Annotated in this window: 12 protein-coding genes and 1 riboswitch; of the genes, 3 read left to right on the top strand and 9 right to left on the bottom strand. The window is 60.0% G+C overall.

The window, feature by feature from the left end; translation table 11 throughout:
- Positions 1–84: 84 nt before the first annotated feature.
- Genes HKD27_RS10845 through HKD27_RS10835 form a run of 3 tightly spaced genes read right to left on the bottom strand, consistent with a single transcriptional unit; the run spans position 85 to position 2,938 of the window.
- A complete protein-coding gene (locus HKD27_RS10845; protein WP_194689535.1) occupies positions 85–678 on the bottom strand; it encodes an LUD domain-containing protein in 594 nt (197 codons plus the stop codon).
- Positions 675–2,198 carry a lactate utilization protein B gene (locus HKD27_RS10840; RefSeq protein WP_194689536.1) on the bottom strand — a complete coding sequence of 508 codons (1,524 nt, stop codon included), beginning with the start codon at positions 2,196–2,198 and terminating at the stop codon, positions 675–677. The genes HKD27_RS10845 and HKD27_RS10840 overlap by 4 nt, the downstream gene beginning before the upstream one ends.
- Entirely contained in the window at positions 2,195–2,938 is a 744-nt protein-coding gene (locus HKD27_RS10835) for a (Fe-S)-binding protein (RefSeq protein WP_062495551.1), read from the bottom strand. Before HKD27_RS10835 ends, HKD27_RS10840 begins: the two co-directional genes overlap by 4 nt.
- 384 nt (positions 2,939–3,322) lie before the next feature.
- On the opposite strand from HKD27_RS10835, the gene HKD27_RS10830 reads away from it, so the two are divergent.
- Positions 3,323–4,330: a flagellin gene (locus HKD27_RS10830; protein WP_062495446.1), complete on the top strand. Its 1,008-nt coding sequence runs from the start codon at positions 3,323–3,325 to the stop codon at positions 4,328–4,330.
- On the top strand, positions 4,239–5,702 hold the full coding sequence (locus tag HKD27_RS16765; protein WP_194689537.1) for a flagellin: 1,464 nt from the start codon (positions 4,239–4,241) through the stop codon (positions 5,700–5,702). The genes HKD27_RS10830 and HKD27_RS16765 overlap by 92 nt, the downstream gene beginning before the upstream one ends.
- 7 nt (positions 5,703–5,709) lie before the next feature.
- Here HKD27_RS16765 and HKD27_RS10820 read toward each other — a convergent pair whose 3' ends face one another.
- From HKD27_RS10820 to rpe, 3 genes are read right to left on the bottom strand one after another with little or no spacing between them, the layout of a single operon-like run.
- Complete coding sequence (locus tag HKD27_RS10820) at positions 5,710–6,828, bottom strand: glycosyltransferase family 4 protein (RefSeq protein ID WP_194689538.1); 1,119 nt, start codon at positions 6,826–6,828, stop codon at positions 5,710–5,712.
- Between the two features lie 25 nt (positions 6,829–6,853).
- The gene (locus HKD27_RS10815; protein WP_194689539.1) at positions 6,854–8,506 is read right to left on the bottom strand and encodes a heparinase II/III family protein; all 1,653 of its coding nucleotides are present in this window, start codon (positions 8,504–8,506) and stop codon (positions 6,854–6,856) included.
- Complete coding sequence (gene rpe, locus HKD27_RS10810; RefSeq protein WP_194689540.1) at positions 8,503–9,180, bottom strand: ribulose-phosphate 3-epimerase; 678 nt, start codon at positions 9,178–9,180, stop codon at positions 8,503–8,505. Before rpe ends, HKD27_RS10815 begins: the two co-directional genes overlap by 4 nt.
- A 156-nt stretch (positions 9,181–9,336) precedes the next feature.
- On the opposite strand from rpe, the gene HKD27_RS10805 reads away from it, so the two are divergent.
- A complete protein-coding gene (locus tag HKD27_RS10805) occupies positions 9,337–10,596 on the top strand; it encodes an AGE family epimerase/isomerase (RefSeq protein ID WP_194689541.1) in 1,260 nt (419 codons plus the stop codon).
- A gap of 10 nt (positions 10,597–10,606) precedes the next feature.
- On the opposite strand, the gene HKD27_RS10800 is transcribed toward HKD27_RS10805, so the two are convergent.
- The 3 genes from HKD27_RS10800 to HKD27_RS10790 all read right to left on the bottom strand — a co-directional run bounded on the left by HKD27_RS10800 (position 10,607) and on the right by HKD27_RS10790 (position 13,993).
- Entirely contained in the window at positions 10,607–11,200 is a 594-nt protein-coding gene (locus HKD27_RS10800) for a YdcF family protein (protein ID WP_194689542.1), read from the bottom strand.
- The gene (locus tag HKD27_RS10795) at positions 11,191–12,429 is read right to left on the bottom strand and encodes an MFS transporter (RefSeq protein ID WP_062495454.1); all 1,239 of its coding nucleotides are present in this window, start codon (positions 12,427–12,429) and stop codon (positions 11,191–11,193) included. The genes HKD27_RS10800 and HKD27_RS10795 overlap by 10 nt, the downstream gene beginning before the upstream one ends.
- A 136-nt stretch (positions 12,430–12,565) precedes the next feature.
- The gene (locus HKD27_RS10790) at positions 12,566–13,993 is read right to left on the bottom strand and encodes a methyl-accepting chemotaxis protein (protein WP_228518472.1); all 1,428 of its coding nucleotides are present in this window, start codon (positions 13,991–13,993) and stop codon (positions 12,566–12,568) included.
- 195 nt (positions 13,994–14,188) lie between these two features.
- A riboswitch (TPP riboswitch) is annotated at positions 14,189–14,318 on the top strand.
- The last annotated feature ends 38 nt before the right edge of the window (positions 14,319–14,356 follow it).

Below are 14,356 nucleotides of genomic sequence, written 5' to 3'. Positions count from 1 at the left end.
CCAAGCGGGAATCCAATAAAAAGTATGGATTCCCGCTAATTTTCTGCTCCTCTTTCGGGGTGCAGGGTTTATGCCCCCTCCGGATCAGGACGCTGGATGAAACAGCACACTCAGCGAGCGCACACCCTGTGCACCATGCACGAGTACGCCCTCAATATCCGCCGTCGCTGACGGACCGCTCTGGAACACGGCATAATGTGCCTGCATCCATTCCGGGCGTTGGTAAGCATTGTGCAGGTTATACACGATCTGCGTCGGGTCCAGCAGGACTACCAGATGCTGCGGCAGAAAGCCCGTCGTGTTCACGAGAAGCTGTTTTTCCGTGAAGCACAACGATCCCGTCTCCGCCACGCCAAATGCCGCCCGCAAAACGGCATATTCGACCGGTGCGATATCCGTCGGCTTCGTCTGGGGCGTGATCTGCATATCGCCCTGAAATTCCGGCACGCAGGACAGGACAGGTCCCGGCTTGACGATAGCCTGATGCACGGGCGCCATCGGATCGGCCGCATCGGGGGTCAGCATTTTGCCGCCCATGCGCTCAAGCGACTTCTGGAACAGTGCCTTCAGGTCGGCTGGTGCAGCCTGATCGAACAGCGGCACAGTCGGTCGGGGACGGTCGCCCTGGACGTGGTTTTTCCGGATTGTGTCCAGAATGGCTTCGCGTGAACCGCTCATGACTTTTTCCCTTCGTCCTGCTGCTTCCGGTTCTTGCGATACCATTCATTGAACGTCTGTTTGGGCGTCTCGGGAATGTCGCGCTTGCGGCCCCAGGTATTGAGCTTGTTGTAGAGCATGAAATGCGGAAGATGCCGCAGCGCGCTGCGGCCCAGAGGCAGGCTTGCCCGATAGACCACCGGCGATGCCAGAACCTCGCCGGCCGCCTTCATCATGACCTTCTTGACCGGGGAGATTTCCCCCTCGCCCGCCAGCGTCTTGCGCCAGTCGGCGATCTGTTCGTGAATGTTGATCTTCACCGGACAGACATTGGTGCAGCTGCCGTTCATCGTCGAGGAATACGGCAGGTTGCGGTATTTATGGACGTTGAAGGTCGGATCGATGATCAGCCCGATCGGCCCGGCATAGGTCGCCCCGTAGCTCAGGCCACCACTGCGCCGGAAAACCGGGCAGGTATTCATACACGCGCCACAGCGGATGCATTTCAGCCCCGGCCAGAACTTCTCCATGCCAAGCCGGGCGGAACGGCCGTTGTCCACGAGCACGACATGCATCTCGCTCCCTTTGCGGGGGCCGCGGAAATGGGACGTATACTGCGTGATTGGCGATCCCAGCGCACTGCGCGACAGCAGGCGCACAAACACGGCCAGATCATCCAGTCCGGGGATCAGCTTTTCGATCCCGATGGACGCGATATGCAACGGCGGCGTGTTGGCGGAAAGATCGGCATTGCCTTCATTGGTGCAGACAACGAAGGTCCCCGTCTCTGCAACCACGAAATTGCCGCCCGTCATACCGGCCTGCGCCGACAGGATCAGCGGGCGCGTGGCTTCGCGCTGACATTCCGTCAGGTAATGGGCATCCGCATTGTCAGGATCGGAACCGATTGTTTTGGCAAAAACACTCGCGACATCGGTCCGCAGCTTGTGCACGGCGGGCACGACAACATGGCTGGGGGCTTCATCATCCAGCTGCTGGATACGCTCGCCAAGATCCGTTTCGATGACCTCGACATTGTTCTCGGCCATGAATTCCCGGAAGCCACATTCCTCCGTCAGCATGGACTTGCTCTTGATCAGCCGCTCGACGCCCTTGCTGCGCAGGATCTCCAGAACGATGGCGTTATGCTCGGGCCCGTCCTTGGCCCAGTGGACCTTGATCCCGTTAGCCGTCGCATTTTTCTCGAACAGCTCAAGATAGTAATCGAGTTTGGAAAGCGTGTGCTCCTTGATGCCCGAGGCTAGGTTTCTGAGCTCTTCCCATTCCTCGATCCCATGCATTTCCTTGTCACGCTTCTGGCGCAGGTCCCACAGACGCGCGTCATGCATGGCCTCGTGTTCGGTCGCCGCCATGAAGCGGTTTGCCGCCTCGGACTGATCGACCGGCCGGTTCCCGTGGATCTTCGCACCACGGGGCTGGGGTTCCGAAATCCGCGATTTCAGCGGCCGGGAGGATGCCGCGCCGTGATCCAGCTGATCGGCATGCGGATCGGTCAGTTCTTCATGCAATTCGGCGGTCATGTGCGTGCTCCATTCAGGATCTGGGCGATATGGATGTATTTGAGATTGGCGCCCATCCGCCGGGCACAGCCTTCCTGATGCATCATGCAGGAGCTGTCGGAGGACGTGACATATTCCGCCCCGGATTTCAGCTGGTCCGTGACCTTGTCCTGACCCATCTTGGCCGAGACACCTTCCTCGAACACGGAGAACGTCCCGCCAAAGCCGCAGCATTCATCAGGCCGCGTCAGATCGGCGAATTCGATCCCCTTGACCATCTTCAGGAGCGCTTTTGGCTTGGAAAACGGCTCCTCACGGCGCTCGGTCATGCTGGCGATCCGCAGGTTCCGCAGCGTGTTGCAGTTGTTGTGAAGCGCAACACGATGCGGAAACTCGGCCCAGGGAAAGGCATCGACTTTCAGGACATCATGCAGGAACTCGACCAGTTCGTAGGTCCGGCTGCGAACGTGTTTGACGGCGTCGCTCTGCTCGATGGCCGTCATGTTGTTTCGGACCTGATTGGTGCAGCTTCCGGACGGCGTGACAATATAATCGTATTTTTCAAAATTACGGACGAACAGTTCTTCCGTCTTGGCCGCTTCACGCTCGCAGCCCGTATTGGTCATGGGCTGGCCACAGCATGTCTGGTCAACGGGATATTCAACAGACAGCCCAAAGCGCTCCAGCAGTTCCAGAGTCGCAATTCCTGTCTCGGGGTGAAACATGTCCACATAACATGGAACGAACAGACCGACCTTCATGGGGAATACCTTTGTCTTCAATCATCTCGTGCGACGACAGTCTCATGAAAATAGCGCAGAAACAAAAGACAAGTTTACGGGAGAATCGAAGTCATCATAACCAGAGTATTTTAGTCCTGATAATAACACCAAAACAGAATAGTGAATTATGGATGCTTTGCAAATTACAATGAATAAATGTATTTCACATCCTTAAGTATTAATTCATGCCTCCATTAAAATGCTCCGCTCCTGCAATTCCATCCCCAATACCCAACCCCTTCGATACAGAATGTCCGGAAAAATTTTTCGCCCCTGAAAGACAGACACTCCTGCCATTAACGGAAAATTATATCGAGGCTGACATCCTCGTAACATCCTGCGTTTTCTGAGAAGTACAGATCCGTGCTGAGTGTGAATAATGCCGCCGTTCTCTCCGGGCTCCAGGCCCTGTCCCAGGCCACCACTGCGCTGAACAAGGCCGAAACAGCAGTCTCAACCGGAAAGAGCGTCTCCACCGCCTCGGACAATCCGGCGATCTATTCCATTGCCAACACCATGCAGGCCCAGTCCTCTGCCCTGACCGGCATTTCACAGGGCCTGAATGTTCTCGGACAGGTCGTCCAGACGGCCAGTGCCCAGGGCACGCTCATCAACAATGCCCTGACCTCCCTCGCCGCCAATATCAGCGAAGGACAGAATACCGGCATCGACACCAGCACCATCAATACCCAGATTTCCCAGACACTGACCCAGATCGACTCCATGGCCTCATCCGCCACATTCAACGGCGTCAATCTTCTGGCGGGCGCCCTCGTCAGCGGCGTCAATTACAATACCGCGTCTACGTCGCTGGACGTATATGGCGGGACGCTCAAGATTGCCGGCAACAATGCCACCTCCGCAGGGCTCGGCCTTTCAGGCCTCAACGTCGATCAGGCCGGTGTCACCATTCCGTTCGACCCGGAATCCCTGGTCATTGCCGGCCCCAAAACCACCACCCTGACCCTGCACAATATCGCCCAGGCCACCGGCACCGGAACGGCCCAGGATCCGGCAGTCCAGTACCAGTTCGTCGCCGAGGAAAGCGATACCGGAGCCAATAATCCGGGAACATCCACGCTGGCCACGATCAATACCGCCATAGGAGGGGGAGCGGATCTTCAGTGGGATCCGAGCACCGGCGACCTGACATCCGGCACCAACACCGTTATCACGTCCCAGTACACTGATCCGAACGGTGTGAAATTCTATACGCTGAATTCCGGCGAAGCCATTCAGGTCTCGCAGGGCAGCAACGGCAATCCGGTCTATACCGTGAGTGTCTGCATTCGATGCGTTGGGCAATCCCACCGCACAGAGCGTGATCACCCCCGTCACCATAACATCCGCCGGGTCGGGGAAAATGGATGACGAGGCCATTTCCAACACATTCATGACAGCCATTTCCGGCCAGGGTTTCCATGTCGACCGCAGCAGCACCGATGGCGCACTGACCATCAGCGGCGGGAACATCTACGCGCCGTCCCTGTCCTCCAGCCCCAGTGTCTCCGCTCTGACCAACGCCATCAACACGACGCCTCTATCCGGCCACATCGTTGCCGTGTCGAGTGATACCAAAACCGTCTCCGTCGCCCAGAGAAATGACGATGGCACCCTGGCTTACGACAGCAGCGGGAACATCAAGACCACACCTTCAACGGAAAGCTTCGTTTCCACCTACGGGCAGCAGGTCAGCCTGAGCTCTGCCCAGGCCAGTCTCGCCGATCCCATTGCCACCCGGATGGATTTCAATACGAATGGAACCGCTGCCGGAAAGGATGGCTACCAGCTCGTCCTGAACCAGACGACCAGCGACAGAAAGCTCTCCAGTTCGCAGACAATAGCCGGCAGTCTCCAGACCCTGATCGACAGCACGCCGGCAATGACCGTGGATGCCGCCACCGGCATTCCTGCACCTTCAAAAATCATTTCCCCAAGTGGTGGGAGTACGGTCTTCGCAATCTCCACGACCACCACAGGCGTTCCCATGTATGTCAGCCTTGAAAAGGACGGAACAACCGGCAATCTGACCTATGCCGTCTCGTCGTCTTCCAACTTTCCGCAGGGAGAGACGCAGAATATCGTGGCCGTGAACGTCACACCCGACATGACGTCCCCTTCCACGTATCAGGACAGTCTGTTCACCCCGATCGTCGACACGCTGACCTCCCTGGGCATCAGTACGGCCTCCAGCAGCATCGACAGCGGCACGCTTTCCATCGTTGCAAGCGGTTCGAATATCGCGGGCTCCCTTCCTTCCGGCACGGTTACCGCCGATGACGGAACGCCTGTCTGGGCAACGCCAGCAGCGCCTTCTGTCTTCAGCAACATCCAGCACCCTTATGACAGTACGCTGGATACCTATCTTTCCGTCTACCAGTCCGTACCAGCCAACAGCTTTCTGCTGGCCGCAGACAGCAGGAATTTTTCTGGAAGTACGATCACAGGCCAGCAGGTCAGCGGTTATCAGGTCGCGATCGGCGCCGTAACAGCGGCCATTTCGAAAATGACGTCCATCAACGCCAACCTTGGCAACAGCACCGACCTCATTTCGCAGCTGACGAAGAACACCGCCGCCCAGCAGGATGCCATCACCACCGGAATATCCGCACTGACCGATGCCGATCTGGCAAAACAGAGCGTTCTGCTTCTTTCCGCCCAGACCAAACAGCAGCTCGCCGTGCAGTCCCTTTCGATCATGGATGGCCAGTCCTCAATGATCCTCAAGCTTTTCCAGGGCTGACAGGGTTTCAGGAACAGGCTTTTTCCATAAGCGCCACGACATGCTTCAGGATATGTCGTTCGTCATACGCCTCAAGCGCAACCTGCCGTCCGGCCGCACCCATCTTCTGCCTTAACGCAGTATCCTGCGTCAGGGTGCGCAGGGCCTTTGCGAGAGGCCTGGACAGGCCCGGCGGAACCAGAAATCCCGTTTTGCCGTCCAGCACCTGCTCTCTCGGCCCCCGGACATCCGTCGCCACGACCGGCAATCCCGTCAGCATCGCTTCGATGACCGACATGGGCAGCCCTTCGAAATGGCTGGGCAGCGCAAACACATCTGCTGCTTTCAGCAACTCCGGCACGTCTTCCCGATATCCAAGCATCCGCAGACGCGGACCGAGACGGTCGCGCGCGCACGCGAAGGCTGCCGTCAGATCCGCGCCATGATCCGAAGGCAGACGCTCTCCGACCACCCAGAGCTCCGCCTCCGGCACGTCTTCCATCGCACGCAGCAGTTCGGGATGACCCTTGTGCCGTACCAGGCGCGACACCACGATGACCACCGGCCGGTCTTCCGGCACTCCGAGCTCCCTGCGCAAGCGTGCACGCGTCTCCGGATCGGGATGGTAGCGCCGGGGATCACGACCGTTGCCGATGGCAATGGGGTTACGGTTCAGATGCAGCCGGCGTGCGTCCCGCGCCTCTTCACGGGAGACCGTCATATACAGATCCGTTATGCGCCCTGCCGCCCATTCCAGGATCAGGGAAAGCATCCGCCGCCGCCATGATCCCGGCTGATTGAACAGGAAGCCGTGGCAGGTATACGCCACGACACGCACCCCGCAGAGCCGCGCGGCAAATCGCGCCAGAATACCGCTGATCGGCATGTGCCCATGGACCAGATCGGGCTTTTCCCGCCGGATCAGCCGCACCAGAGCAACAAATGCCTTATACTGCGCCACTGGTGAGAAAGAGCGCGCCATCGGAACGCCATGCACCGTAAAGCCCTCGGCCCGGACAGGCTCCAGATGGGAGCCTTCGGCACAGGCCCCCTGAACGTCATGCCCGGCATCACGCAGTTCCCTCATCAGCGGCAGCAGAAACTGCCTGAGCGCAAAATCCACGTTGGTGATTTCAAGTATCTTCACAATCGCATCCCGGACACGAAACAGCCTATTCCGGGATGCGTTCGAGCAGCCAGGTCACGCTCTGATGGGTCCGTTTAACCGCCTTCTCGGCGTCAGTTTTTTCATCAGCCGGCGGGGCCTCTCCTTCCGGCGGAGCCACGTCAGGAAGGGCCCGCGGCGTAATGATGATCTGCTGGCAGACTTCGCGCTTTCCGCGCCCCAGATAAACGTCGTTTTCCAGCCGCACGACGCCGTCACGCTGCCTGAAACGCCAGATCGTTCCGCCAACCTGCAGAATGATGTCCTCATCATCCTGTGTTACCTTCACATCCGGATGGATATGAAAGCGGATGGCAAAGTCGATATTGCGTTCCCCATCAATGATTTCCTGCCCGCGCAGATCCTCACCATCGGAGCCGAAATACAGGCGGCGGGTCCATTTTGCGCCCAGCGGCGCGTGGTAGCCATCGTGCGACAGATCCAGCCAGTGCGCGGAACCGTCCGTCTGATGATCGCAGGACACGGTAACCGGTCGGCGCGTCATGCCCCCATCCGGTCCGAAGTCCGCGGACGATAGACCATCCGCTACAAGTACCGTATGAGCGGCACTGCATCGCATGGCATCACGCCAGGCCGCGACCACGGCACTTCCACAATTCACGAACAGACGATGACGCTGGTGCGAGAACTCGAAGGACAGCGTTCCGGCATGCGCCATGCTGTCAAAACCGGCTGGCGCGGGGGGACCGCTATCCACGAGAAGCAACGATTTTCCGAGCACCAGCCGCGTGAACTTTCCCTGCGGCATGGCAGGTGCAATCAGCTTCTGTCGTGATCCCTGCGCCAGAACGTCTTCCACAGCCGCACTGTGCCGCTCGTTCGCCCCGTTGAAGACCGCAAGACCGCCATCCCCGTGCCGCATCGCCCGCAGAACGGGACAGACCTTATCCAGCGCCCGGTCGATAAAGGGCGGAACACTGGCATGGGCGGTGCGGAACATGACGGACATTTCCGCCAGTTCCCGCGCAACGAGGAACTGCGCCTCCGGGCTGCGCTCCACCACTGTGCCATCCGCCAGAACCAGCCGCTCCAGTTCCCCGGGCAGATACCGCAGGAATCGGGACATGAACCCCGTCTGCTCAGGCATCGCCATGGCTGCCGCCAGCAGTCCCCGGAATGCCATCAGGCCACGCGCACCCTGCGGGGGCAGAGGCAGAAGGGCCGCGATGGTCCGGCCCTCCACCAGCATCCGTTCCATCAGACGCTGCTGAAGCCGTGGATCGGCAGAGGCCAGGCAGAATTCATGATTGGACAGCCACGACGCCAGGCGGGATCCCGTGACGCACGCATCGCGAACCAGCGGATCGGTCGGCGGATGCGCCAGCCAGTCACTGACTAGTCCCCGCGCGGTCAGACGGGCCCTGTCGCTCCCGAGGGTCCGCAGATCCCGCAACCAGCTGAAGCCGTGAAGCCATTCGCGCACCGGCTCCGGCCAAGGACCACGCTCCCAGTTTCCGTTCGGCAGCGGATAATCCTGTCGGTCGAAACGGAAATGGCCACCAATCAGGCGCGCACCCTGATCCGGATCGCCTTTCCAGGGATCACGGAACGCATGCACTGGGCCTTCGGAAGCAGGCCCCCCGAAGGGCAGACGGGCAAGGGATAGACGAAGACCTCGAAGCCAGCGACTGCCTGTCATCCGGTAATCTGTTCCACGAACGGTCCTTCAAGCGCCCTGATGGCGGCGTCCCGGTCCTCTTTTCCGAAAATGGCTGATCCGGCAACGAGCATGGTGGCACCGGCCTCAACCACGCGCGGTGCCGTGCTGGGATCGATGCCCCCATCCACGGCGAGGGTGATGTCCCGACCGCTCTCCCGGATCATTTCCGCGAGCGTCCTGATCTTGGAAAGCTGGCTGTCGAGGAAGCTCTGGCCGCCGAAGCCCGGATTGACCGTCATCACAAGGATGATGTCCACCAGATCCATGACTTCCGACAGCGCCACGGCAGGCGTCGCCGGACAGATGGCAACGCCGGGACGACAGCCCAGGGCGCGGATGGTCTGAAGCGAACGGTGCAGATGGGGCGCGTTCTCGACATGCACCGTGATGTGATCCGCGCCCGCTTTCGCAGTGGCCTCCAGATACGGGTCCACCGGATCGATCATCAGATGGACGTCGAATTTCGCATCCGTATGCTTGCGCAGGGCCGCAATGACCGGAGGGCCAAACGAGATATTCGGCACGAAATGCCCGTCCATCACATCAAGATGAAGCCAGGGCGCACGCGCAATGGAGGCGATCTCTTCCCCGAGGCGGGAAAAGTCAGCAGCCAGAAGGCTGGGAGCGACGATGATCGAGGGCCGGTCAGTCATACTCTCCTGTATCGGCAAACCCATCGCGCGACGCAAGCCACATCCGCATCCGTGCGCATCTTCGTGAGGTTCATGTCTGTCCACACGCCCTTCCGGAACCCCGGCGTCCCTGAAACGTCCTGATAGCCACATCTGTCGACCAGTCCGGAGTGCCTCATGACCGACCGCCTTTCACCCACCCTCCTCAGCCGCGACAGCTGGATCCGCCGCCCCTCTCACCGGGCATGGCTGGAAATGCAGGGTCGCCGCCTTCTGGATTTCAGCAAGGGCGGCTGCATAGACGGCGGTTTTACCGGGCTGGATCTGGAAGGCACGCTCCCCGAAAACGCGAAACCCGAAGCCACGCTGACCGCGCGCTGCGTTCACGCCTATGCCGTGGCCGAACTTCAGGGCCTTCCCGGAAGCGCGCCCCTCGTCGCCCATGGAATCCATGCCCTGCGCACGAATTTCCGTGATGATGCCCATGGCGGCTGGCAGCATTTCGCGGACAAGGACAATGACCGCAAGCAGGCTTACCTGCACGCTTTCGTGGCCCTCGCGGCATCCTCGGCCGTCCTGATCGGGGCGGAGGGCGCGGGCGACCTGCTCCGGGATGCGATCGATCAGATCGAAACCTATTTCTGGAGCGAGGAGGAAGGCGTCATGCGCGAGAGCTTCGCCCCGGACTGGTCAGACGAGGAAGACTATCGCGGCGCCAACAGCAACATGCATTCCACCGAGGCCTTCATGGCGCTGGCGGACGTCACGGGAGACATGAAATGGCTCCATCGCGCCCGGCGTATCGTCACGCGCTTCGTGCATGAACTGGCCGCGGCAGAAGGATTCGCGATGCCTGAGCATTTCAACCGCAACTGGACGCTCATGCGGGACTATCACAGCGACAAACCCAACGATGATCTGCGCCCCTACGGCATGACGCCCGGGCATTTCGTGGAGTGGGCCCATCTGACCCTGAAGCTCGAAGCCGCTCTTCTGCGTCACGGCCTCGCAACGCCGGAATGGATGCTGCACGACGCACAGGCCCTGTTCGAAACCGGGATGAATACCGGATGGAACGCCGATGGCCGGCCGGGCATGCTCTACACCATCAACTGGGAGCACGGCCCGCACAACCGCAGCCGCATCCACTGGGCGCAGGCCGAAGCCCTGACGGCCGCCATCAACCTCTACAAGCGAACCGGCAATCCCCATTACGAGCACTGGTACCGCATGATCTGGGACTATATTGACACGACCCTGATCGACCGCGATTTTGGAAGCTGGTTCAACGAAGTCAGCCCCGAGGGCGAACCCACCGAGACGATCTACAAAGGCAAGGGAGACCTGTACCACGCCTATCAGGCCACGCTCGCCCCGATGATGCCGCTCGCCCCGTCCCTTGCCACGGCCATCGAGCAGATCGGCGTCCCCTACTGATCCGCCAGCCCTAGGGCGCTTTCGTCAGCACATAGACCGGAAGCGCCACGGAATCCCGGAACAGGTACCAGAGTTCCACCATCCGGAAGCGGCACGGCGCCCCCCCCGAGACCGGTTTCACCCCAGCCCGGCGAAGTGCCCATTCCGACCGCAGGACATGAAACCACTGCGTGACCACGACAGCGCCCTGGGGATGCAGCCGGGCGACATGCAGGGCCGTCAGCCAGGTGTTGTTTCCGTGCGAATCCACAATGATTGCCGAAGCCGGAACATCCCGGGCCATCAGCCAGTCCGCCATGATCCGGGCTTCGTCCTGACGGTTGCCGCTTTCGATCGCACCACTCACCATGATCGTCCGCACAAACCCGGCACGCCACAGCCGCAGCCCTTCTTCCAGCCGCTCCCGCAGCGCCGGTCGCGGCTCCCCCTTCTGCGTAACGGCTGTTCCAAGGATAACCGCCATTTCCGAGCGGACCGGCACAGCCGAGACACCCCGGAACGCGACCCACCCCATCCAGAGCAGCAACAGACCGGCCAGCACCACGACGCCAACCAGTCCCCGACGCAGCCTTCTGACGATCATGCCCCGAGACGTCAGGAGCATGTCTCTTTTCCAGCCTGCAACCGGTGCAGGTAAAGCAGCGCCACCCCGGCCGCCAGAATGCCGGAGAGCGATCCCACCCCCAGAGCCCAGCGGGGACCCAGACAGTTCGCAACCATGCCCACCAGCGGTGCCCCCAGCGGAGACGATCCGGCGAAGACGGCAAAGCGGATCGACACCACACGCCCGCGCATGCCGGGATCCGTCGCCAGTTGCATGTAGCTGTTGCTTACCGCCGTGAAGGTCAGCGACGCCATGCCGGCCATGACCAGCGTGACGGCAAAAGCCCAGTATCCCGGCGAAAGCGCACCCAGCAGACAGGCCAGACTGAAGACGACGGCCCCCTGCGGCAGAGCTGAAAACTGCATGGTCTTACGGCTGGCCGCGAAGAGGGCCCCCGTGATCGTCCCGACCGCCATGGCCGAATTCAGGACCCCATAGCCATGCGCCCCAACATGAAAGACGCTGACGGCCATGGTTGAGATATAGATCGGGAAATTGAGCCCGAACGCCCCGAGCAGAAACAGCATGAACAGGATGGTCCGCAGGTCATCGCGCTTCCAGACGTAGCGCACGCCTGTCAGCAGATCCTGTTTTTCCTGATGCGCATTTTCCGGTTTGACGGGTGCGAGACGATGCAGTTCCTGTGTCCGCAGGGAGAGGAGCGACATCAGCACGCCATAAAACGAAAGCCCGTTCAGAATGAACGACCAGCCCGAACCGAGTTCCGCGATACAGAACCCCGCCACGGCCGGCCCGATCATGCGCCCCGCGTTATAAGAGACGGAATTGAGCGCAACGGCGTTGGCCAGATCCGCTTCGCCCACCAGTTCACCCGCGAAAATCTGCCTCACCGGGCTGTCGAACGCCGCCACACAGCCGCTCAGAAACGCAAACAGGTCCACTTCCCACAACCGGATCAGGCCCGTCACCACCAGAACTCCCAGCGCAATGGCCAGAGTTCCAAGTGCAGCCTGCGTCAGCAGCAGAAAGCGATGCTTCTCCACCCTGTCGGCGATTTTCCCGGTCCAGAAAATCAGCAGGAGCGGTGGCGCCAGCTGAAGCGCCATGACGATGCCGACAGCGGTCGCATCATGCCGGGTCAGTTCCGTCAGAACCAGCCAGTCCTGCGTCGTCATCTGCATCCAGGTCCCGATATTCGAGACCAGGGCCCCCATGGCCCAGATGCGGTAATTACGTCTCCCCAGAGAACGGAAAGCGTGCCCCATCATGGGCAGGATCCGTCATTCAGGACAGGAGAGCACAAGGAACGAGCCGGCATGCCGCCAGTGTCGGGAATATCAGGCCCGATGTCGAGGCATGTCGCGATAATGTTCCACCGTCCCGGCCGGGACAGGACCGTCTTCGTCAGCCTTCTGCCGCAGCAAGACTCCGGTTTGCAGGATGCATCCAGTCATCGGACGGCTGCGCGGGAGCAAAACGGAATCTGGACAGTTCGGCGAAAAGATCCTTCGCCTCGTTGCTCAGGTTCCGGCACGCCACGTTGACCTCTTCCACCATGGCGGCATTCCGCTGGGTCATCTGGTCCATTTCATTGATGGCCTTGTTGATCGTCTCAAGACTTTCAGCCTCACCCGTCGTGGACCGGGAAATCTCTTCAAGCAGCGACGTGATCCCGTCCACATGCTGGCTGATGACCTTCATCGACCGATCCGCCTCGCCGACGAAATGAACGCCTTCTTCCACCTGACGCCCCGAGGAGATGATGATGTTGCGGATATCCTGGGCGGACTTGGCTGAACGCTGGGCCAGAGCCCTGATCTCCTTTGCGACCACGTCAAATCCCGGGCCCGCCTCACCCGCCCGCGCGGCCTCGATCCCCGCGTTCAGCGACAGGAGATTGGTCTGAAACGCGATCTCCTCGATCAGGCCCAGAATGCTCTCGACCTGCCGCGAGGAAGCCCGGATCTCTCCCATGACCGTATTGGCCGAATGCATGACCCCCGAAATCACAACCGTCTGGGCCCGTGTTTCCAGAGACGTCTCACGCGCCTGCACCGCGGAGCGGGCGGTTTTGCCGACTGTCTGCGTGATGCTGTTGAGGGACGCAGCGGACTGGGCAAGATTGACGGCCTGCCGTTCTGTCCGCTCGCTCAGTTCCGCGGAAGCCGAAGCGATTTCCGACGTCCCGTTGGCAATCATGGACGTTGCATCGGAAATCCTGGCAATCGCCATGCGGTAAATGTGAATGAGTGTATTGAAATTCCGCCTGAACTCTTCAAACCGGTCCTGAAAATGCTCCTGGAACGTGAAGGTCAGGTCCCCCTTCTTCACGATTTCCATCCCGGCGCAGATCGTCCCGATCGTTTCGCTCTGCAGCCGACGGATGCTTTCGCTCTTTCCGGAGAGCTCCTTCTGGATACGCGCGGCCTCCCGCGCCTCGGTGGCCGAAACTTCCTGAAGCTTCAGCTGGTTCTGGCTGTTTTCCCGAAAGGACTGAAGGGACCGGGCCAGACGCCCGGCGCAGTCCTGATGATGAAGGCACGGAATGGTGATGTTGAGCGCGCCCCCGGCCACTTTTTCCGTGGCCGCCGTAATCTGCTCGAAGGGAACCGCGACGATACGGATGGCAAATCTGGCGATCAGGAGCGTCAGGGCAATCTGGAACAGCAGTCCCGCACATTGCGACAGGGTCTGTTCATGCCGGTAATGCACGAACAGATGCTGAAAAACCTGTTCAACCATGAACTGAAGCACAGAAACCAGAATCAGAACGGCAAAGAGCACCTTGATTTTCTGGCGGACATAGGCGGTTTTTTCAATCCAGTTCAGCATGAGAGCCTTTTTGACCTCTGGTCTCACGCTATGTTCAGGGAGGGGCATGAGTGTTTGTAAATTTATACCATCGTTATTAATAAAAAATGAACATTCTCCTCAAAGCTGTTCGCAACATACCCCTGGCCATATGCGACACACAGCTTCGGGCGGCTCCGTCATGTTGACAATTTCTCTTCCAGAGAGGATTTGTGACGCTTCACCGTGGGGGGCTCCGACATGGGGCTGAGATTCTGCTGGTGTGACCCTTAAAAGTCATGCGGCGCAGTGACCCATTGAACCTGATCCAGTTCATACTGGCGGAGGGATGGTGGTCGCTGTCTGCCCGACGTATGCCCATGCACAACGCAGCCAGCAGCTTGA

The sequence above is a fragment of the Gluconobacter sp. R75690 genome (assembly GCF_015244525.1).
Lineage (GTDB): Bacteria > Pseudomonadota > Alphaproteobacteria > Acetobacterales > Acetobacteraceae > Gluconobacter > Gluconobacter potus.
Note: the sequence above shows the minus strand (reverse complement) of the source record. Positions and strands in the feature narration are given on the sequence as shown.